The sequence below is a fragment of the Micromonospora sp. A3M-1-15 genome (genome assembly GCF_024213425.1).
In the GTDB taxonomy this organism is placed as follows: domain Bacteria; phylum Actinomycetota; class Actinomycetes; order Mycobacteriales; family Micromonosporaceae; genus Micromonospora; species Micromonospora chersina.
On record NZ_JANAVK010000003.1, the window covers coordinates 717,355 to 736,725 of the forward strand.

Here is a 19,371-nt window from a genome sequence, read left to right on the forward strand (position 1 = left end):
CACCACCCGCGCAAGGTGCACGTTGCACTGCCGGCCTGACCACCGATGCACATAACAAGAGCAACTACACAACGTCCCCGCGCCATCACCGCCGGCCGACCGGCCCGAGCCGACACCGCCCGGCACCACATGCCTTCCCACGCCCGCATCGGCACTCGCCGGAGGTCGCCTGATGAACCACACCGAACCCCTGGTCGAGCTGATCTTCGACCGGCTCGCCGCCGACCGCGTACCCGATGACACCGCCGAGGTGGTCCTCGCCGCGCTGAGCGGCGAGGCCGACCTGGCCGCGGCGCTCGCCGGCACGCCGACCGCACTGGAGCCGCAGCGCACCGGCGCGGACGAGCCGCGGGAGCGGATCTGGCTCTCGTCGGTCACCGTCGCCGGGTTCCGCGGCGTCGGCCCGGAGCGCACCCTCGCCATCGAGCCCGGCCCCGGGCTGACCGTCGTGGTGGGTCGCAACGGCTCCGGCAAGTCCAGCTTCGCCGAGGCGGTGGAACTTGCCCTGACCGGGGACAGCGCGCGCTGGGCGGACCGCAACAGCGTGTGGCGCACCGGGTGGCGCAACCTGCACGCCGGCGACCCGTGCCGGATCGCCGTCGAGCTGCGGGTCGACGGGGTGGCCACGCCCACCCGGGTGATCCGTTCCTGGCCGTCGGAGGCGGAGCTGGGCGACGCCGAGGTGGCGGTCACCAGCGCACGCGGCAGCCACCAGGACCTGGCCGAGCTGGAGTTGTCCCGGCCGCTGGAGCTGTACCGGCCGTTCCTCACCGCCGCCGAGCTGGGCCGGCTCACCGCCGGCACGCAGAGCCAGCTCTTCGACGCCATCTCCGCGATCCTCGGCCTGGAGGCGATCACCGACGCCGACCGCCGCCTGATGGTCGCCGCGCGCCCCGTCGACACCGCCATCAGGGAGGTACGCGGACAGCGCGCCTCCCTGACCGACACTCTCGCGGGGATCGACGACGACCGGGCCCGGCGGGCCGCCGCGCTGCTGCGCGCCCGGGGCGCGGCCGACCTGGCGGCGCTGACCGCGATCCTCGACGAGCCGGACGAGCCGACCGACGACGAGGCGGTGATGCTGTGCCGGCGGCTGGTGGCGATGCAGCTGCCCGACGCCGGCGAGGTGACCCGGCTGGCCGGGCAGTTGCGGGAGGCCGCCGCGGAGGCGCGCCGGCACGACGGCGGCCGGTCGCGGGCGTCGCTGCGCAGCGCCGAGCTGCTCCGGCTGGCCGTCGAGCATCACGACGACCAGGGTGACGGGCAGTGCCCGGTCTGCGCGACGGGTCGCCTCGACGGCGACTGGCGGACCCGCGCGGCCGCCTCCTTGGCGGAGCTGCGCGACCGTACTCTCGCCGCGCAGGCCGCGGCTTCCCGGCTGACGGCGCTGCTGCAGCGAGCCCACTACCTGATCGACGACCTGGACGTGCCCACCGGCGCCGCCGACGGGGTGCCGGTCGAGGCGCTGCATGCGGCGGTGACGGCGTTGCGGCTGGCACCGGGCGGGCCGGAGGAACTGGCCGACCACCTGACCGCCCGGTACCCGGCGGTGCTCGCGGCGGCGCAGGCCGCGCAGGCGTACGCGAAGGGTCTGCTCCGCCAGCGCGACACCGGCTGGCAGGCTGCGGCCGCTGACCTGCGGGCCTGGGTCGCGTCGGCGGCGACGCTGCCGGAGCGGGAAGGCGCCCTGGCCCGGTTGAAGGCGGCGCGGGCGTGGCTGAAGGCGACCGGGGCGCAGCTGCGCAACCAGCGGGTGGCGCCGTTCGCGGAGCACTCGCAGCGGATCTGGGCGCAGCTGCGGCAGGAGAGCAACGTCGAGCTGGGCGCGATGACCCTGGCGGGCATGAACACCCGCAGGCGGGTGGTGATCCCGGTCAGCGTGGACGGCGCGGACAACGGCACCGCCCTCGGCGTGATGAGCCAGGGCGAGATGCACGCCCTCGGGCTGGCCACGTTCCTGCCGCGCGGCTGCGCCCCGGAGAGCCCGTTCCGGTTCATCGTCATCGACGACCCCGTGCAGAGCATGGACCCGGCCAAGGTCGACGGGCTGGCCCGGGTGCTCGCCGAACTGGCCGAGCAGCGGCAGGTTGTCGTCTTCACCCACGACACCCGGCTGCCCGACGCCCTCGCCCGCCTCGACCTCGGACGGTCCCGCATCGTCGAGGTGACCCGCGCGGAGCAGTCGGTGGTGATCCTGCGGCCCGGCTCCGACCCGGTGACCCGCTACCTCGACGACGCGTACGCGCTGGCCCGCACCGAGGAGATCGCGTCCGAGGTGCGCGGGCCGGTGGTGGCCGAGCTGTGCCGCTCGGCCATCGAGGCGGCCTGCCACCGGATCGTCTGGCGGCGTCGGGTGGCCCGCGGCGTGCCGCACGACGAAATCGAACGGGCCGTCGTGGCCGCGTCCCGCAGGCTCACCACCACCGTCGCGCTGGCGCTATTCGACGACGCCAACCGGGGCGGCGACGTGCTCGGGTACCTCAGCCGCCGGCACGGGTCGCGGGCGGTGGGCGCGTACAAGGCGTGCAAGGAGGGCGTGCACGGGTCGTACCTGTTCGACCTGCCCGAACTGGTCGCTGACGCTCGCCACCTCGCGGAGGCGCTGCGAGCCCACATCGCTGCCGTGTCCGCGCCTCGCAATGGCGCCGAGGTGAAGTCGTGACCGCGCCGACGCCCCGGCGCTGCCTGGCGGCGGCCGACCAGATGCTGCGCGGCGCCGGCCCGCTCGGCACGGCCGCGGTGACCGCCGGCTGGTGGCCGCGGGCGTGCGCCTGCCTGATCCGCCTCGCGCTCGAAGGCGGCATCGACGCCTACTGGCGGCGCACCCGCCCGGTGGTGGCCGCCTGCCGGCAGGGCCGGGCGAAGCAGCTGATGCTGCGCGGCCGGTTCGGGCCCGGGCCCGCCGTCGCCCAGCGGGTCGCCTTCACCTGGGCGGCCCTATCCGCCGCCGCCCACCACCACTGCTACGAGCTCGCGCCGACGGCCGCTGAGCTGCGTCGCCTGCACACCGAGGTGAGCGCCCTGCTCACCCACCTCGACGGAAGAACGGAACCGCACCGATGACCTACCCGCAGCCCGGCCTCGACCCCACCCGCCCGCAGCCGCCGCTGCCCGCCGTCCTCGGGCCCTATCCCCCGGTGTCCGCGCCCACCCGCGCCTACGCACCGGTCCCGGCCATGCCCTACCCCGGCGGCGGCTACCCGCCGGGCGGGCAGCGGCTCACCGTCCAGCCCATCCTGACCTCGGGCATGGCGACGGCGTCGCTGGTGCTCGGCATCCTCGGCGTGCTCGGCGGCTGGTGCCTGTTCGGCCTGCCCTGCGTCCTGGCCGTCATCCTCGGCCACCTGGCCCTGCGCGAGACCCGCGACGGCATGCGGTCGGGGCACAGCATGGCGGTCGCCGGCCTCGTCCTGGGCTACGTGTTCGTCGGCCCGATGATCCTCTTCACCGTCATGGTCTTCTTCGGCAGCGTCCTGAGCGCCGCCACCCCGACGCCCTGAACCGGGCGGGACAACAGGGTGTGACACGCAGCCGCCACCGCGGCCCGGACACAGGCGCCCACAAGGCCGCCGGAAAGACAGGAACGCATGTCCCGAAAGCATCCCCTCCACGCCGTGCCCGACCCGTCCCTCGGACTGTCCCGGCGGGACGACGGCTTTGTCGTCACGGCCCGCTGGCACAGCGACACCGGATCGGACGAGATCAACGGACCGGACGAGGTCGTCATCCGCATCTCCGACGAGGCAGCCCCCGAGGTACGCCGGCACGGCATCACGTCGGCGGTCCTGCACCGCACGGGCCGACAGGTCGACGACATGGTGGCGGAGTTCCACGACATGCCCAGCGTCGGCGCGTACCAGGTGATGGTGGGCCGCTACATCGAGGCCCGGCTCGCCGAGCTTGCCCAGGCCCGCGGCGCCACCGCCGACGGGTTCGAGGCCGACCTGCTCGCGGTGTACGAGGACCTGGCAGGTCGCGGGCACCGCGATCCGCTCGGCGCGCTTGCCACCGCGACCGGCCGGACCCGCACAGTCCTCAGCCACCTGCTCGACGTGGCTCGTCAGCGCAACGACCAGGAGGGACCGTCGCGTGAACGCCTCCCATAATGCCCGGTGACATCTGCCGGTCGGTTGTTGCCACGACGGCGTCGACCTCGAACTCCACCAACCACTCTTGATCAATGAAACGTGATACTTCGATGAAGGTGCACGCCGGTCGTACCTGAGAGAACCGTTCGCCATGTGCGCGCGCCGCCTCTCGCCAACGGGCGATGTCAACAAGCATGACCCTGGTCAAGCATGACCCTGGTCAAGCATGACCCTGGTTCTGATGACGTCTGCCAGCGATGCACCGGCCTCGCGTAGCGCTTGCTCAGCGATGTCCAGGCAACGCACGGCTTTCGCGTACACATCTCCCGGACCGGCTGTGGCACCGTCGTCCGCGATCGGCGCGGTGCCGGCCACGGATATGCACGGCCCTATCCGCACGGCGCGTGAGAAGCCGATCTCCGGTTCCAGCGGTGACCCTGAAGTCACCGAGTGGCGAAAAGAAGTCACGTACAAGAGCACCGCAGAGCAGCGACCGCGCCGGGCGCCCCGCCCGGGGCCTTGACCGCCCTCAGCTCCCCTGGCGCTGCCACCCCGACTGGCTCATCCGCGTAACGCACTCAACTCGGCAAAGCCGCTCGTCGTGGCTGCTGCCCCATGCACGGTGACGGATGCTTTTCCGCACCGTGCGCTCGCTCGGCGGCAGATCCGTGCAAACAGTCATAGAGATGAGATCGTCGCTGCTCCGCGCTGATCAGTAGTGCGCGAGGATCTGCGCGACCGGGTGGCCGAGAAGATCAGCCACTCGGGCGAGCTCGTTGGCCTCGAGTTCGTACTTCGCCCGAGTTGGGTTCATGGCACTGATTTCGAACCGCGCGAAGCCGATCGGTTCCTCGTAGCGCAGGCTGTCCAGTTCGATGACGGCGCCGCAGCAGGGAACCGTCACGTTCAGGTGATCAAAGCTCAAGCTGCCGTTTTGCCTGACCAGGTCGCCCAGCCAGTCCAAGGTGACCTCCCCGTCGCAGCGCGAGCAGGTGATCCGGGTGGTGTACTCGCCGGCGTCGATCAGGGTCACCCGATCGTAGAACTTGTCCTCGACCCGCTCGACAGCGTCGCCCGGAGCTGAGAACAGGCTCGCCACATAAGCCGAGGCGGATGCGGCGGCCACCGGCGCGGGCTGCCAGTCTCGGTCGGTCGGGATCAGGCGAATGTAGCCGTCGCTCACAGTTCCCAGAATGCCTGGTGCCGCGGACCCGGGGCACGGGGGGGGGGAAGCCCTCCTGCCGTGCACGCTCATCGGCACGTCCGGACGGCAACCGGGGAGGCTCGGCGTGACGTTGCGTAGTTCGCGAGTCGCGGCAAATGAGCGCAGCTGATCTTGTATCGAATGCGCTGCCCTGCCCTCCTGCCTAACCTGAGTCCGCCCGTACCCTGCTCGTGTGGTGAAGCTGATGACCTACGCCGGTCCGGCAGCGGACGACGCCTTCGGGACTCGGACGGGCGGAGTCCCGCACGTACCGCCCGGATTCGAATGGCCTCGATGCCGGGAATGCGCGGGACCTATGCAATTCCTGGCGCAGGTCAACCTGGCGGACGTCGAGCCAGGCAGCGTCGGCCTGCTCTCGGTCTTCATGTGCCAGAACGATCCCGGCTTGTGCGACGAGTGGGATCCCAGCGCCGGCGGCAATCGAGCATTCATTTTCCTAGCCGACGCCGCACATACCCGCACCCCGCCCGGGGATGGCATCACGCTGCTCGACGAAGCCTGCGCGGTCGAATTTGAGGACATCGCCGCTGAGGACTACCTCGATGCTCCCGAGCGCTGGCACCAGCGAAGCGGCCGGCCTGTGCGGGAGGTCCTGGGCCAGCTTGGTGGCCAGCCCGCCTGGCTGCAGAACGACGAGACGCCCACGTGCAGCAGCTGCGCGGAACCGATGGCTTTCGTCGTGCAGCTCGAGGAAGGCCACGATCACCGCACCTCGATCAACTTCGGCGGCGGCGGTTGCGGCTACGCCTTCTACTGCCGAGCATGCGCAACGGCTGCATTCCTGTGGCAGCGCTGAGCGGTTCACCTGATAGGCGGCGCCAAGGTTGGGCGCCGACGGCCGCGCCCGCCCCGCGGCAGATGCGGATGGCGCCGCAGGCTCATTTCGGCTCGCGTGGATTCGGAATCTCGGTGGAGCGGTCGAGCCCCGATCGGTGAGGATCGGGATGTGTCCGTTCCCGCCCGTCAGATCCGCGCCCGCTACTCGGCCGACACCATCACCGTGTACCAGGCGTATCCCCCGCAGATTGCGCTGCCGGCGGTGACAACCGGCAGCTTCGTGGCCCCCTTCAAGCGGGACCGGATGACGTGGATCAAACCGTCGTTCCTGTGGATGATGTACCGCTGCGGCTGGGCCACCAAACCAGGGCAAGAGCGCGTGCTGTCCATCGACATCACGCGGGAGGGCTTTGAGTCGGCGCTCGCGCAAGCCTGCCTTAGCCACTACGACCGAGAGCTGCACGGCGACAAGGCGACCTGGTCACGGCAGCTAAAGACCAGTCCGGTCCGAGTGCAGTGGGATCCGGAACGGTCACTGCACCTGACGGCGTTACCGTACCGGTCACTGCAGGTTGGATTGTCCCGCGAGGCTGTCGACCGGTACGTCGACGACTGGGTCGTCGCCATCACCGACATCACCCCCATGGTGCACCAGGTCAGGAACCTCCTGCGCGGCGGCGACGAACAGACGGCAGTAGCTCAACTGCCTGTCGAGTTTGTCTACCCGCTGCCGGACCAGATCGCCGCCGGTCTCAACGCCATCCCGGACATCACCACTGGCAAGGTGCCCGAGCAGCAGCACGGACAGTGACGGCCGCTCGGCGCGCCGACGCGCCCCGGTCGCGGCATAGAGCGCACATGCCGCTGTGCTCGTTCAGTCATCGTCGACCCCTGGCATCAGCGAACCGTCCAGGGCATGGGGCACCGCAAAGGGATCCGCGGGAAGGAAGCAGCCGTAGTCCTGCAGCGGCTGCGGATCATCGAGCACCACTTGTTGCAGCCAACCGGCGGCCGACAGCCCATCCGGGCGGTCGCTGACCCGCACGCCAGGCAAAGGTCCACCGATACCGACGGATTCGGTGTCCACGGCGTCGGCGGCGAGCGCTCCGTCCCGATCCAGCAGTGCACGTACCGCGTCGTAGACGTCGGCCACCGCCTCGGCTACCTCAGCGTCGGTCAGACCCGGGTTGCAGTCGCGTAGCGCCTGCCGTGCCGCGGCCAAGAACCGATCCGGGTCCACGACGACGACATCGCGTCGTGTCCGGATGCTGATCGTCATGCCCGCTTTCGGTGCCACAGGGCCCGTCATACCGGGAGGGTAGACCTGAGGCACCGCGCCGGCGGCCGAGGGCGGCATCGCCACCTTGTCGATCGCTCCGCGAAGGCGGCTTCGAACGCGCGGATCGCGGCAAATCCGGAAGCGAAGATCGCGACGACGGGATGCAGCGGTGGCCGGGCTACGGTGTTGGCTTCCGGGGTGTCGGGTTGGGCCAGCCGGAGCAGGCGTGCCCACGCTGGCTGACGACGGGTAGGAGCCGGCGGTGGAGATGGTCGAGCAGCTTCTTTCCCGGACGGATGCCGTCTATCAGCGGTGGTTGGCGTCGATTACTGATGACGTCGTCGCCGACGGGGTGGTCATGTTCTGCCTGGAATCCCTGCTGGAGCGCCACACGACCTACGGGATCGGCGATTGGCTCGCGGGCTATCTCATGATCGGCCAAGAAGGCGATCGCGGATTGTTCCTCAGGTGCGACGGTGGCGGCGGCCCGGTGTTCCGGGCCGACCTGGGTGGTCTGGGCGAAGTCGACCTCGATGTTGTTGCTCCCGTGTTCGAGGTGTGGCTGCATTCCGGCTTCGCCCTGCCACCCGACCCGGAGCCGGAGCTGCCGCAAACAGCCGACGTCTATGTAGACAACGTTCCGGTCGATGCCGTTCAGCTGCTGGTACGAGTCAGGGAGCTGCTGGGTGTGGGTTGGCGGTTCGGGGACTTTCGGGGACTGCTCGCCGCCCAACCGTTCCTGGCGGCGAGGTCAGCTCATCTGCGCGCGCTGCGTCGCGACCTGGAGCACGCTCCCGAGTTGCGGCCGTACGTGCACTACGCCAGCGACCATGGCCTGGAAGCAGTATGGTCGCCCGTCCGCCCAGGAGGCCGCTGACGTGACGGACGTCCTCGGCTCCAGATCTGCCGGAAGCGTGGCCGTGGTGGGAGCGGCAGTTCATGTCGTGAGTGCACGCACATCGGCAGAGTCGGGTGGTAGCGGCTGGGTGGGCGCGCGGTCGGCGGCAGAAGCGGATGTCGGGCAGGACCACGATCTGCTCGTGCACGTGCGGCATGATGGGCGCTCATGGGCACCATCGACCCGTACACGACTATCGCGGAACCAACCTTCGTGGCACGGTTCCTTCTCAATCCCAGCACGGACACCGAGGAGTCCGTAGCCAATGTAGATGCCTTCGTCGATCTTCCTGACGGCTCCAGTTGGGCGTTGACCATCTTCACCGTCGAGGAAGTCCGCCGCCTGCTTACGAGATGGAAGGAGACCGGTGAAGTCGCGAACGGCAGTTACTTCTGGGCCGTTGACCAGCTGATCGTGCCGGAACCGGGCGTGCCAGCCATGACCACAGCGATCCGAGAACTCGTTCGCAGCGGGGAGATCGCAAGCGTCGGCGTCCGATGCGAGGGTCTGGACTGAAGCCCCCTGGGGTATGCACTAGGGATGATGGTTCAGGATGGGTGCCCCGCACGGGTGGCAGCAGAAGAGTGCACCTGGCCGTGTTCTCGGGCCCATCGTCCGTGCCTCCGTGATCTATCGTGCCCTTCGTCGCACAAGGACCCGGAGGGTGGCCCACGATGGCTCGTACACAGCTGTACCTCATCCGCCACGGCGAACAGGATCCAGCGGCTTCGGACGGAGGCCTTTCGCAACTCGGTCGCGAGCAGGCGGACCAGCTGGGCCGGCGGCTGCGTACAGTGCCTTTCTCGGCGATCCACCACAGCCCGTTGGCCCGGGCAGCCCAGACCGCCGACATCATCGCCGGCCATCTCCCACAGGTGCCGCGACACGACTGCGACTTTGTAGCAGACCGAACCCCGGTGCCCTCCGCCGCGCAACGCGGCCGATACCCGGACCGGTGGCATGCCTGGCTCGACGGCGTACCCGACGACGAACGCGACGAAGACGCTACGGCCCTGCAAGCTGCCGTCACACACTTCGGTCTCGCCGGCGACACCGACCGGCACGAACTGCTGATCACGCACAACTTCGTCATCGGGTGGTTCGTCCGCCACATGCTGGACGCCCCGGAGTGGCGGTGGATCGGCCTCAACCAGGCCAACTGCGCGATCACCATCGTGCAGTGGGATTCCGACCGGCCACCTACCTTGGTCAGCTTCAACGACACGGGGCACCTGTAACTGTGTGGCATCCGCTCATCGGCTACTTGTTTCATTGACCTATGACCGTGGCCCGGCCAGGCTTCGGTCGAGGCGCCCGGGCTGTCGCTCTCACATCGGCTGCCCACATTGGTTGTGTGGCTCTCATTTGGCCTGCGCAGTCCCGGGCGTCGCCCGGGGCGGGGAGAGGCTCAAGAGGGGTTTGCTCGGCTCGAAGTAGCGTTGCCCTGCCGGCTCGACAACTCAGGTGGATCGAGCATCGGAGGACGCGTTGAGTGGCACGTCGGATCGTGTGGTCGTCGGTATGGACCCGCACAAGCGCTCTGCCACGATCGAGGTCATGGCCGGCGATGCGACCGTCGTCGGCGGTGGCCGGTTCGACACCGGGCGAGACGGCTACGCGGCGATGAGGAAGTACGCCAGGCAGTGGGCGAACCGGGTCTGGGCGATCGAGGGCTGCCAGGGCATCGGCCGGCATATCGCCAACCGGCTGCTGGCCGACGGCGAGCAGGTCGTCGACGTGCCACCGAAGTTGTCCGCCCGGGCGCGGGTGTTCGCTACCGGGCAGGGCCGCAAGACCGACGCCACCGACGCCCACTCCATCGCGCTTGTCGGCACCCGCATGGTCGGGCTGCGCCCGGTGGTCAACGATGAGCAGCTGGCCCTGCTGCGAATTATGGTCGACCGGCGCCGCTCGCTCGGCGAGGACCACACCCGGATGGTTTCCCAGCTGCACCAGCTGCTGTTGGAACTGATTCCCGGCGGGGCGAAGAAGAACCTGTCCGCCGCCCAGGCCAAGGCACTGCTGGCCACGGTCAGACCCCGCGACGCGGTCGGCGAGGCCCGCCGGCGGGTCGCCGCGGAGCTGATCAGCGACCTCGAACGGGTCTACCAACGCTCCAAGCAAGCCGACAAGGAACTGACCGAACTGGTCGCCTCCACCGGCACCACGCTGATGGACCTGCACGGCATCGGACCCTCCGGCGCCGCCCGGCTGCTGGTCGAGGTCGGTGACATCACCCGGTTCCCGAACCGGGCCCACTTCGCCTTCTGGAACGGCACTGCCCCCATCGACGCCTCTTCTGGCGACCAGGTGCGGCACCGGCTCTCCCGTGCCGGGAACCGGCAGATCAACCGGGTGCTGCACATCATGGCCACCGTCCAGTTGCGTAACCCCACCGAAGGCCGCGCCTACTTCGACCGGAAGAAGACCTCGGGCAAGACATCGATGGAGGCGATGCGCGCCCTGAAACGACGCCTGTCCGACATCGTCTACCGGTGCATGATCAGCGACGCGGTGGCCACGGCGGCGGGCCCGGGAGGACACCGGGGAACGGCAACTGGCTCCAGCGTGACCGACTTCCATCCCCCAGCCGGCTCTTCGGAGAAGTCACTTCCCGGACCCGCCGAGGCCCAGGATAGAGCTCTCCTCCCGGCGGTGTCTTGACACAGAGGGGAGCCAGATGCGTGCGTTCGTCGTCTGGGAAGTCGCACGCGCCAGCTCAGGGAAGGTCGGGATCTGGGTGCTCGGCCACGAAACGCTCGCCCGTTTCGTCGTCGACCAGCGAGTTGTCGACCAGCCATTCAACCACCCGCCGCTTTGCGCGCACGTCGCGGAAGGCGTGCCATGTCGGCAGCAGGTGCGGATACTCGTCGTGCAACTCGTTCTTGAACCGGCGGAAGGCCCCCTTTCCCTGGATCGCTCGCGCGAGTCTGCGGCCGGCCGCCGCGTCACTGATCCGGTCGGCGAAGTCGGCCATGTCCTGGGACCAGACGTAGGACGGCAGCGGGTCGATGCCCACCAGGTCGAGATCGTCAAGGTCGACGGGCGTGTGTCCGTCGATGCCGCCGTCCGTTGTCCAGAACACGATCTCGCCGGTCTGCGGGTTGATCAGCCATCGGTGCTCGTAGTCGGTCTGGTCCTCGAGCGCGGTGGCGATCGCCTCCAGGTCTAGCCTGCTCAGGTCAAGCGTCCGGCCACCATAGACCCGCTCTTCCGCGCCGCGACCCGCGACCAGCGGCAGATCCGTGCGCGCCGGCTGGTTAGGCGCGAACTCTCATGGCAGCTGGCCCAGGCGCTCGATTTCCAGCGGCTCAGCGTCGTTGAGGTACAAACCCTCCCCGGACTCTTCTCCGTCTTCTCCATCTGGATGCCACTCTCCGAAGACCGGAACAACGTTCAGCGCCCCGGTAGGACGGGGAAGCCAGCCCGTATCCTTCGGCGGATCGAAGTGCACGGCCCACGTGACGACGACCTCGGTAGGCGGGATCAAGACCTGGCAGAAATCACCCTCTTGCAGCTCGGTGGGCGGCGGGTCAAGCCGCCAGAGCTGGTCGAAGTCACGGTGCTCCGGGTCGCGGGCGAACGCACGCGTCCCATCCCAGCAGAACGCCGACTCGGGATCCGGCCGGCGCCATGGCCAGCGCACGTAGACATAGCACCGGTCAGCCCCCACCACCTCGGCACGATGCGGTTCGCAGGAAACCAACACATGATCGCCCGGACAGAACTCAACGGCATCCACGACGTGCGGCTCCTCAAATCCCGGTGAATCCGCGAGATCGTATCCCGCACCTGCGGCTCGCTGGGCCCGCAAGCCAGCACACTCACTCTGGCTCGTCCGGAAGCCAGTGGGCCAGCTCGGCGTGACGCTGCGTAGCCTGCGGACCGCGGCAGATCAGTACACCTGACCTTGCGAGTGGGTCGCGCCCACGCTGGTGCCGAGCGTGATCTGCTAGGGCGGAGACCATGGAGAAGCGCCGCGCGGGCCGTCGAGGATTTCGAGGGTCAACGGTGCGAAGTCATTGATGCTGTCACGCACGGTGAAGCCCGCCGCGGTCAGGATCTCGGTCATGGTCCGGAGCATGGCCTCGACAACCACTTGGTAATGGCGGAAGACGGGGGCATCGACCTCTTCCGCCATGGCTACTCGCTGGAACATTTCTTGTAGCGTGCGGTCGGTGCGCCACTCGACGCGTACCGGGGCATGGCAGTCCGCAAGTTTGTCGACCCTCACCTCCGCGCCGGACTGTCGTAGATGCGGACTCATGTCGGCGGCCACGATCGGCAGGCCGGCTGAGGCCAGCTCATCACGCACGCGTCCCGCCAGGCTCTCCCGCTGGGCCATAGCTGAGGCGGCGGCCAGTTCAACCACGGTCCGTTTATACAGTGAGCCGGCGTAGGGAGAGAGCATCCTCAGGTAGCATCCCTGCGCTGTGCGTCACGTACAGTGACGCCCGGTCTGCGGCAAATGAGGGTGGCCGAGGATGGTGACGGCGGGGTGGAAACCAGATAGGCGCAGCGCTGTCCAGTCCGGTAGCGAGTCGCGGACATCGAGACTGATCTTGCCCTGGAACGGCTTGACTGTCACGAGCCCTTTCGGCGCGGCCCTCATCAGCACCGTAGCGACATCGTTACCGCGAGCACGGCCAAATCGGTGAACATGTTTCACAGTCGCGAGACGCGGGCCGGACCGCTCGGGCAGCGTCGCCGGCGGTGGCGGTCTAGGCTGACCCGCATGCCTGCTGATCATGGCGCACGTGACCTCGGCCAGCTGATGGAGCGCGTCAATGCCGGTTATTTTGAGGAGGCCCGCGACATTGCGTGGCTAGGCTTTGTGCCTGCCGGCAAGGCGTCGAGCATCAACGCCGTCGCCGGACTCAATCCCCAGCAGATGGCGACGGAGATCGGGATCTCCGCGATGGAGCCGCCGAGCGCGATCGCCCTGGTACGGCGACGCTGCCCGGGCATCGTGATCGCGATGGCCCGCCCAGGCGAACCCGATCCGCGCCAACCCTTGCGTCCAGGCGGCGCCGTGCTGTGGCATTACGACGTTACCCGGGAGACCGCGGCCCTGCCCCCGCCCGACCCGGACGCCGCAGGGGTGGTGACGGAGCTGGCCGCGCAACGGTCCTGGGGCCCGCCTGCGGTCACCCTGCATGCGGCGGCGCGGCTGCGCGAGGTACCCGTCAAAGAATTGTTGTCTTTGCTCGTCCACCCGCCGCAGTCGCCGGTGCGCACACGGATGTCCGTGTGGGAGCGGACCGTACAGGCGTGGTGCTGCCTTGGCCTGCTGCACCGGGGTGAAACGGGGCTGCTGGCCGACATCGTCTTCGGCGTCGAGGACTGGACCACCGAGGCGGCCGTCTACGCGCTGGTGGCCTCGGCGTGGACGGACCCGTCGCAACGGGCCGGTGTCGCCGCGCTGGTGGCCGAGCGCTTCGAGAAAGCGTTTACGGCGCAACAGACCCGGCCCGTGCTCATCGCGACGTCGCTGGCGCAGCTTGTGTGCGTGACTCCGGACCTGTCCGCCGCCACGCGCGACGCGGCCCGGCGGATGCTTGCCGAAGACGTGCTGCCCTCGGCGCAACCACAGCCCAGACGGACAGTGTGGGACAAGCTGCGGGGCCGCTGACACCGGCGCCGCGTCACCGGGCGCGCCGTCCTCGACAACCAGCAGCTCGAACGCTTCACTCGACACCTCATCGCTGTGCCGCTGCAGCCGCTGGCCGTGCCCGCCGACCCGACGCATCTCTACGTCGCGCCCGGGCTCGTCGCTCTCACCGCCGGGTTGCACGGCGGCACCCACGTGTTCGTCGGCGCCCGTCAACGGGCAAGCCTGCGCGCCACTCGCGATTGGACCACCGCCTGGAGCACGTTCAACGGCTGACGGCCCGCGGACGTCGGAAAGCCGGGATACTTCAACGCCCATGATCCAGTGCGCGCTCATCGGCAGTTCCGCGCGTTCGCTGTCTGCGGCATGGCCGAGCCGCCGGCGGTAGAGCCGTCACACCTCGTAGCGATCGGATCGCGGCGAGCGAGTGAACACCGCTCAGCTGGGCGATGAGTCGTCCGGCGCTTTGAGGACCAATACCGTCATGTCCAACAGTCGCTGGTAGTACGCGGCCTCATCGTCGTCCAACTCCGGGATGACACGGAGGAGTTCCTGCTCGCATGCCGCAAGGATGTCCCACCGCCCGTCATCGATGTTTCCGCCTCGATGCAGCCAGTTACTGACGCAACCGGCCACATTGGAATCGAGCAGCACCGTGCTGACGCCGGCCGCGTCAAGACTTCTCAGTCGGCCAGGAAACGGGGCCTGCGTGTGCGCCTCCCAGAGTTCGGCGACTGCCGCCAGTCGTTCTGTCATGCGAACCGGCACTCCGATCATCGACCAGGTACCGACTGTAGACGCACTGCTCTCGGTAAAGCCGTGAGCGGCTGGCTATGTCCCGGAGGCCATGTATGCGGCCAGGATGTAGTTGGGGTGCCGGTCGAGGTTCTTGCGGGCTCGGTCGTAGCGCATGGTGGTTCGCGGGTCGGCGTGGCGGGCGGCGATCTGCACGTCGCGCAGGCTGACGCCGGCGTCGAGCATGGTTGTCACGAACGTGTGGCGCAGCATGTGCGGATGCATCCTCGGCATCCGGATCCCTGCGGCTTGGGCCAGGTGCTGAGCCGGCGGGTGGCGGCGTGCCGGTCCATCCGCCCGCCGAGGGTGTTGCGCAGGATCGGCCCGCTGGTGCGGTCGTCGACGGCCCTGTCGATGGATCGGGCCACCGCGGGTGGGAGCGGAACGAGCACGACCTTGCCACCCTTGCCGCCCACGCGCAGTACCCGGTGGCCGTGCTCCTCGCCCAGGTCGGCGATGCTGGCCCCGCAGGCTTCGAAGATCCGCAGACCGAGCAGGCCCAGAAGGACGACCAGGGCGAAGTCGTTCGGGTTGGTCGACAGCCGGGCGGTGGTGATCAGTGCCTCGAACTGCAGGTGACCCAGCCCGAGGGTCGGCGACTCGGCCGGCACCGTCGGCCGGCGGACGTAGTCGGCCGGCGAGTGGTCCAGGATCGCGTCGATGACGCAGACCCGATAGAACCCGACCACGACGGACAGGCGCCGCGAGACCGTCGAGGGCTGGTACCGGCGTACGTCCTGCAGCCAGCGCACATACCGCTCGACGTCCACCCGTGCCGCAGCCAGCGGGTCGAGGTCCTGGTCGGTGCACCAGCGTAGGAAGACTCGCAGGTCAGACTCGGTATGAACGCGAGTCCGGCCACGGTAGCGGCCCAGGAAGGCAGACGCCGCGGCGCATAGAACGAGCTGATCGGTAGGTACGACACCGGAAGCGGGAGCAGGAAAGGCAGCCATACATCACCGTGCGTCACCAGCGACGATGAACGCCAGCACGCCCGGAGCGGCAGATGCGGATACGGCGTCGTTCCTATAGTGCAGACCATGGGGATGTACGCGTCGGTCCGGGGTTGGATCGAGATCGACTTCAAACAGCGCCCCGCCGCTGAGCAGATAATCGAACGGAACCGCCACAAGCTGTACTCGGGCGGTTGGGCATTCCCGTCGGCACCGTTCAACTGGAGCCTGTACCTGTTCTACGGCGGTGATATCCGGCAAAGCGACTTGCGGTGGCTACGTGACCAGGTCGAACAGCTAGCGGTGATGCCGCCGGTTGACGACGATAACGACCTGCCGCGGGGCTTGTTCCTTGTCACGGCAGACCAGCGCGAGGGAGCGGAGATGTGGCAGATCCGCGAGGGACGCTTGGATGAGTTGCCCGCTCCGGACCTGTCCTGGCTCGGCGAGTAGGCCACTACAGAGATGTGCCTGCGAAGCCCGCTGCAGCCGTCGATCCGACGCACGCCTCTCGGCATGTCCGGACGGCAACCAGGCCCGCTCTGCGTGACGCTGCGTAACGCGCGAGTCGCGCCAGATGAGGATGGCGTCCAACAGGAGGCCGTGTCATCACGGCGTGCTGACCGGACTCCTCCGCGACTGCTGGCGGTACCGACCGGGGGCCAAGCCGTACTCTCGTTTGAACGCTTTGGCGAACGCGAATTCGGAGGTGTAGCCGGTGCACTGCCCGACGGCCTGTACCGGTTTGTCGGTGTCGCGCAGCAGTTGCGCCGCCAGAGTCATCCGCCACCAGGTCAGGTAGCCCAGCGGTGGTTTGCCGACCAGCGAGGTGAACCGGCGGGAAAAGGCCGCCCGCGACAGTCCGGCCTTCGCGCCCAGCGATTCGACCGTCCACTGCCCGGCGGGTTCCTGGTGGATGTGGCGCAGCGCTGCGGTGATCGCCGGGTCGTTTAGCGTCGCGGCCCACCCGGTGGCGGGGCCGTCGTCGCTCTGCTCGTCGAGCCAGGCCCGCAGGATGTAGAGCAGCATGATGTCCAGCAGGGCCGACACGACCGCTTCAGTTCCTTGGTCGGGGTTGGCGATCTCGTCGCCGAGCAGGTTGACGGCAGCATATAGCGGCGTGCGGTGGCCGAGACGTGCCGGCAGATGGATGACCTCGGGCAGTTCCTCGAACAGTGGATGTGGCCGGGTCTGGTCGAGCGTGTACGCGCCGCAAAGCAGGATCGTCGTGGCCTTCCCGCCGTCGTCGGCGCTCGGCGCTATCTCCGGCAGAGAGGCCGAGGGTGCGCCCGTCAGGGGCGTCGACTGGCTGTCAGCCAGAGCGTGCCCGCAACCGTGCGGCAGGCACACCACATCGCCCACGCTCAGGGCGATCGCGTCGCCCTTCGGCGGGATCAGCCAGCACGTCCCTTCCAGCACCACATGGAAGCCGGCCCCGGAGAACGGCTCGGCCCGCACTCCCCACGGAGCTTGCTTACGGATCTCAGTGGAATGCGGGCGCCCTGTACGCATGACACCGATTGCATCGCTGAGCACGTCCACCGCCAGATCGTATCGCGGGGTGCCATCGGGCAAGACGATCAGATATGAAGCGGAGACGGTGAGCCATGGGGAGCGGCTCCTGACCTCCTTACGCTGAGTGCGTCAAACAGATGACTGATCGGTCTACCAGAAGGGCAGGACATGAGCCAGTACACCGCGACCGCGACCGCGACCGGCCGCGACGGCCGCGCCTTCAGTTCGGACGGCAAGTTGAACGTTGAGCTGGCCCTCCAGAAGGAGTTGGGCGGCACCGGTGACGGCACCAACCCCGAGCAACTCTTTGCGGCGGGCTATGCGGCCTGTTTCGCCACCTCCATGCAGATGGTGGCGCGGAAGAAAAAGATCGACGTCTCGGGCATGTCCGTCACCGCCGAGGTCGGCCTCGTCCCCAACGGCCAGGGCGGCTTCCAGCTCGAAGTTGCCCTCCGGACGAAGCTGCCGGAGAGCCTGCCTCGGGAAGTCGGTCGCGAGCTCATCGAGGCGACCCACCAGGTATGCCCGTACTCCAACGCCACCCGCGGCAACATCCCAGTCGAGCTGCTCACCGAGTAACCGACGCCCGCAGACCGCCACCTGGACCGCGACCGCCGGAGTACGCGATCCAGGTGGCGTCGTCTTTCCCCGTCGCCCATGTCTAAGCCGTCCGGCACCATCTTGGAAGGACGAACATCATGACCGACAAGGACCTGGTGGGCCAGGTCAAGGCAGGAATCCGTTGTCGGGTGGCGTCGGCGTCAGCCGATGGTCTTGGCTGTATGGCTGCCTGTACAGCCTTCAGGCGTGGGGCCCGGCGCGTCACCGTCGCGGGCGGAAGTAGCGCTCAATCATGTATGCGGTGACCTTGGCGCCGATCTTCGCGCCCTCGACGTCGGCCGTGCGGGTGTGGATGCCGCCCCAGATGCGGGCCTCGATGACCTCGGCGATGGCCGCAGAGAAGCTGCTGAAGTACCGAGTGGTGCCCGAGGCTTCGCTGTAGGCGCTGAACGGGATGTCGTCCCGGCCGAAGAAGTGCTTCAGCGCCAGCATGCTCGCCGCCGTGAAGCACGTGTGCCCGGATGTGAAGTCGGGGTGCGGCGGCGTGACGAGAAGCGGCATCCAGTTGGGGTCGGCCTCGGTGGCCGGGTTGCCGTCGGTGTCGGCCAGTTGGATGGCGGTGACCGGCCGCCAGAACATCCAGGCGGCCTTCTCGTTGTAACAGGCGGTCGTGGCATCGGCTTCCGCGAGGTCGACCATCGCGAACATCCGCGCCGTCTGCAGCGTGTTCAGCCGTTGCGTCATGGCGAGCTGGCGCTTGATCTCCCACTCGCCCAGGTGCCGATCGTGCCACCAGATCGCCGCCTGAGTCTGGTCCGCGGTCCGGATCGGACTGTTGACCGCGCCGATCGCCTTGACCTCGTTGAAGTCCCGGGCGTACTGCTCGCTGGTGAGAGCGGGCGGGCCGGATGAGCGGAACATCGACGCGCTGGGGATGAGGAACGGCTTGAGCGTCCCCACCCATGCCCCGTCGTTGGCGTTGGTCGGCGGGGTGGGCCGCCACTGGCCGGGCTCGGTACCAACCGGCCAGGCCGGATTGCCGAACGCCCCGTCGTTCTGCCGGGCGGCGATCATCGCGGCGGCCGTCTGGCTGCCCACGGAGATGCCCCCGCGCTTCGCGGCGCCGTTGCGAATCGTCGCCAGCCACTCGTCGTACTGCGTCTGCAGCCGCGCCTGCTGGTTCGGGAACAGGGAACTGAGCACCTGGAAGGCCGCGGTCCCGACCGCCGCGTCGACCGACTCCCGGCCGTTGGTGGCCGGCGCGATCAGGTACGGCTGGTATTGCCGTCCGGCGATGGCGTTGACCGCGTCATACACGGCCCCGTGCACCATCGCGAAGCTGCGCGCCTGGACCTGCGGCTGCTGGCCCGCCACATCCCAGATCGCGGATTGCGCGTTGCGGTCCCAGACGATGACGGCGTTGGCGGACGTGCTCGTGTCGGCCGCGGAAGCCGACGGGCTGACGATCGCGACCGGCGACCCGGCGGCGAGGACGCCGGCGACGACCGCGCACACGACCTTCCGTCGAGTGCGAACCTGACTTGTCATGACTGCCCCCTCGTTGGCGATCCCGACCAACTGACTGACCGTCCATGGGAGTTGCTGCCAGCGAAGAAGCTACAGCCGCGACCCATCCTCCATAGTGGCCTATCGGTGAACAACTCGTTGT

25 protein-coding genes are annotated in these 19,371 nt (G+C 68.6%); 14 read left to right on the top strand and 11 right to left on the bottom strand.

Translation table 11 applies throughout. The features are described 5' to 3' along the window. Window positions 1-172 precede the first annotated feature (172 nt). The 4 genes from NLX85_RS18450 to NLX85_RS18465 all read left to right on the top strand — a co-directional run bounded on the left by NLX85_RS18450 (window position 173) and on the right by NLX85_RS18465 (window position 4,106). Entirely contained in the window at window positions 173-2,662 is a 2,490-nt protein-coding gene (locus tag NLX85_RS18450) for an AAA family ATPase (RefSeq protein ID WP_254336741.1), read from the top strand. Further along, entirely contained in the window at window positions 2,659-3,063 is a 405-nt protein-coding gene (locus NLX85_RS18455; protein WP_254336743.1) for a hypothetical protein, read from the top strand. Before NLX85_RS18450 ends, NLX85_RS18455 begins: the two co-directional genes overlap by 4 nt. Next, a complete protein-coding gene (locus NLX85_RS18460) occupies window positions 3,060-3,500 on the top strand; it encodes a DUF4190 domain-containing protein (protein WP_254336745.1) in 441 nt (146 codons plus the stop codon). Before NLX85_RS18455 ends, NLX85_RS18460 begins: the two co-directional genes overlap by 4 nt. A 114-nt stretch (window positions 3,501-3,614) precedes the next feature. Continuing rightward, window positions 3,615-4,106: a hypothetical protein gene (locus NLX85_RS18465; protein ID WP_254336747.1), complete on the top strand. Its 492-nt coding sequence runs from the start codon at window positions 3,615-3,617 to the stop codon at window positions 4,104-4,106. Window positions 4,107-4,292: 186 nt separating this feature from the next. Here the strand turns inward: NLX85_RS18465 and NLX85_RS33720 are convergent, their stop codons facing one another. Then, on the bottom strand, window positions 4,293-4,568 hold the full coding sequence (locus NLX85_RS33720) for a Rid family hydrolase (protein WP_374628107.1): 276 nt from the start codon (window positions 4,566-4,568) through the stop codon (window positions 4,293-4,295). 232 nt (window positions 4,569-4,800) lie between these two features. Beyond that, window positions 4,801-5,271: a hypothetical protein gene (locus tag NLX85_RS18470; protein WP_254336750.1), complete on the bottom strand. Its 471-nt coding sequence runs from the start codon at window positions 5,269-5,271 to the stop codon at window positions 4,801-4,803. Between the two features lie 214 nt (window positions 5,272-5,485). Between NLX85_RS18470 and NLX85_RS18475 the strand changes: the two genes are divergently transcribed. Then, complete coding sequence (locus NLX85_RS18475) at window positions 5,486-6,109, top strand: DUF1963 domain-containing protein (RefSeq protein ID WP_254336752.1); 624 nt, start codon at window positions 5,486-5,488, stop codon at window positions 6,107-6,109. Between the two features lie 150 nt (window positions 6,110-6,259). Continuing rightward, window positions 6,260-6,901: a DUF4291 family protein gene (locus NLX85_RS18480; RefSeq protein ID WP_254336754.1), complete on the top strand. Its 642-nt coding sequence runs from the start codon at window positions 6,260-6,262 to the stop codon at window positions 6,899-6,901. Between the two features lie 63 nt (window positions 6,902-6,964). Here NLX85_RS18480 and NLX85_RS18485 read toward each other — a convergent pair whose 3' ends face one another. Then, window positions 6,965-7,369, bottom strand: a complete 405-nt coding sequence (locus NLX85_RS18485; protein ID WP_254336756.1) for a hypothetical protein — start codon at window positions 7,367-7,369, stop codon at window positions 6,965-6,967. A gap of 262 nt (window positions 7,370-7,631) precedes the next feature. Between NLX85_RS18485 and NLX85_RS18490 the strand changes: the two genes are divergently transcribed. The 4 genes from NLX85_RS18490 (at window position 7,632) to NLX85_RS18505 (ending at window position 10,931) form a co-directional block, all read left to right on the top strand. After that, a complete protein-coding gene (locus NLX85_RS18490; protein WP_254336758.1) occupies window positions 7,632-8,246 on the top strand; it encodes a hypothetical protein in 615 nt (204 codons plus the stop codon). Between the two features lie 189 nt (window positions 8,247-8,435). Then, window positions 8,436-8,783 carry a hypothetical protein gene (locus NLX85_RS18495; RefSeq protein WP_254336760.1) on the top strand — a complete coding sequence of 116 codons (348 nt, stop codon included), beginning with the start codon at window positions 8,436-8,438 and terminating at the stop codon, window positions 8,781-8,783. Window positions 8,784-8,941: 158 nt separating this feature from the next. After that, complete coding sequence (locus tag NLX85_RS18500; RefSeq protein WP_254336762.1) at window positions 8,942-9,505, top strand: histidine phosphatase family protein; 564 nt, start codon at window positions 8,942-8,944, stop codon at window positions 9,503-9,505. Window positions 9,506-9,824: 319 nt separating this feature from the next. Continuing rightward, window positions 9,825-10,931, top strand: coding sequence for an IS110 family transposase (locus NLX85_RS18505; RefSeq protein ID WP_254336764.1), 1,107 nt, complete (start codon window positions 9,825-9,827; stop codon window positions 10,929-10,931). Window positions 10,932-10,986: 55 nt separating this feature from the next. Here NLX85_RS18505 and NLX85_RS18510 read toward each other — a convergent pair whose 3' ends face one another. The 3 genes from NLX85_RS18510 to NLX85_RS18520 all read right to left on the bottom strand — a co-directional run bounded on the left by NLX85_RS18510 (window position 10,987) and on the right by NLX85_RS18520 (window position 12,639). Continuing rightward, window positions 10,987-11,508: a UPF0158 family protein gene (locus NLX85_RS18510; protein ID WP_308210770.1), complete on the bottom strand. Its 522-nt coding sequence runs from the start codon at window positions 11,506-11,508 to the stop codon at window positions 10,987-10,989. A 33-nt stretch (window positions 11,509-11,541) separates the two neighbouring features. Further along, window positions 11,542-12,009 carry a hypothetical protein gene (locus tag NLX85_RS18515; protein WP_254336766.1) on the bottom strand — a complete coding sequence of 156 codons (468 nt, stop codon included), beginning with the start codon at window positions 12,007-12,009 and terminating at the stop codon, window positions 11,542-11,544. Between the two features lie 210 nt (window positions 12,010-12,219). Continuing rightward, window positions 12,220-12,639: a hypothetical protein gene (locus NLX85_RS18520; RefSeq protein ID WP_254336768.1), complete on the bottom strand. Its 420-nt coding sequence runs from the start codon at window positions 12,637-12,639 to the stop codon at window positions 12,220-12,222. 363 nt (window positions 12,640-13,002) lie between these two features. On the opposite strand from NLX85_RS18520, the gene NLX85_RS18525 reads away from it, so the two are divergent. Together NLX85_RS18525 and NLX85_RS18530 are read left to right on the top strand one after the other, a co-directional pair. Continuing rightward, a complete protein-coding gene (locus tag NLX85_RS18525; protein ID WP_254336770.1) occupies window positions 13,003-13,899 on the top strand; it encodes a hypothetical protein in 897 nt (298 codons plus the stop codon). Between the two features lie 75 nt (window positions 13,900-13,974). Further along, a complete protein-coding gene (locus tag NLX85_RS18530; RefSeq protein WP_254336772.1) occupies window positions 13,975-14,154 on the top strand; it encodes a hypothetical protein in 180 nt (59 codons plus the stop codon). A gap of 162 nt (window positions 14,155-14,316) precedes the next feature. Here NLX85_RS18530 and NLX85_RS18535 read toward each other — a convergent pair whose 3' ends face one another. The 3 genes from NLX85_RS18535 to NLX85_RS18545 are packed head-to-tail and all read right to left on the bottom strand — an operon-like array spanning window position 14,317 to window position 15,626. Then, window positions 14,317-14,655, bottom strand: coding sequence for a hypothetical protein (locus NLX85_RS18535; RefSeq protein WP_254336773.1), 339 nt, complete (start codon window positions 14,653-14,655; stop codon window positions 14,317-14,319). Window positions 14,656-14,709: 54 nt separating this feature from the next. Continuing rightward, window positions 14,710-14,886, bottom strand: a complete 177-nt coding sequence (locus NLX85_RS18540) for a tyrosine-type recombinase/integrase (RefSeq protein WP_254336775.1) — start codon at window positions 14,884-14,886, stop codon at window positions 14,710-14,712. Continuing rightward, window positions 14,865-15,626 (bottom strand): site-specific integrase, encoded by a 762-nt coding sequence (locus NLX85_RS18545; RefSeq protein ID WP_254336777.1) that lies wholly within the window; start codon window positions 15,624-15,626, stop codon window positions 14,865-14,867. Before NLX85_RS18545 ends, NLX85_RS18540 begins: the two co-directional genes overlap by 22 nt. Before the next feature lie 87 nt (window positions 15,627-15,713). On the opposite strand from NLX85_RS18545, the gene NLX85_RS18550 reads away from it, so the two are divergent. Further along, window positions 15,714-16,079 carry a hypothetical protein gene (locus NLX85_RS18550; protein ID WP_254336779.1) on the top strand — a complete coding sequence of 122 codons (366 nt, stop codon included), beginning with the start codon at window positions 15,714-15,716 and terminating at the stop codon, window positions 16,077-16,079. Window positions 16,080-16,235: 156 nt separating this feature from the next. Here NLX85_RS18550 and NLX85_RS18555 read toward each other — a convergent pair whose 3' ends face one another. Beyond that, on the bottom strand, window positions 16,236-17,168 hold the full coding sequence (locus NLX85_RS18555; RefSeq protein ID WP_254336782.1) for an AraC family transcriptional regulator: 933 nt from the start codon (window positions 17,166-17,168) through the stop codon (window positions 16,236-16,238). A 141-nt stretch (window positions 17,169-17,309) separates the two neighbouring features. Between NLX85_RS18555 and NLX85_RS18560 the strand changes: the two genes are divergently transcribed. Further along, window positions 17,310-17,720: an organic hydroperoxide resistance protein gene (locus NLX85_RS18560; RefSeq protein ID WP_254336783.1), complete on the top strand. Its 411-nt coding sequence runs from the start codon at window positions 17,310-17,312 to the stop codon at window positions 17,718-17,720. Window positions 17,721-17,963: 243 nt separating this feature from the next. Here NLX85_RS18560 and NLX85_RS18565 read toward each other — a convergent pair whose 3' ends face one another. Continuing rightward, a complete protein-coding gene (locus tag NLX85_RS18565) occupies window positions 17,964-19,250 on the bottom strand; it encodes a vanadium-dependent haloperoxidase (RefSeq protein WP_254336785.1) in 1,287 nt (428 codons plus the stop codon). Window positions 19,251-19,371: the final 121 nt, after the last annotated feature.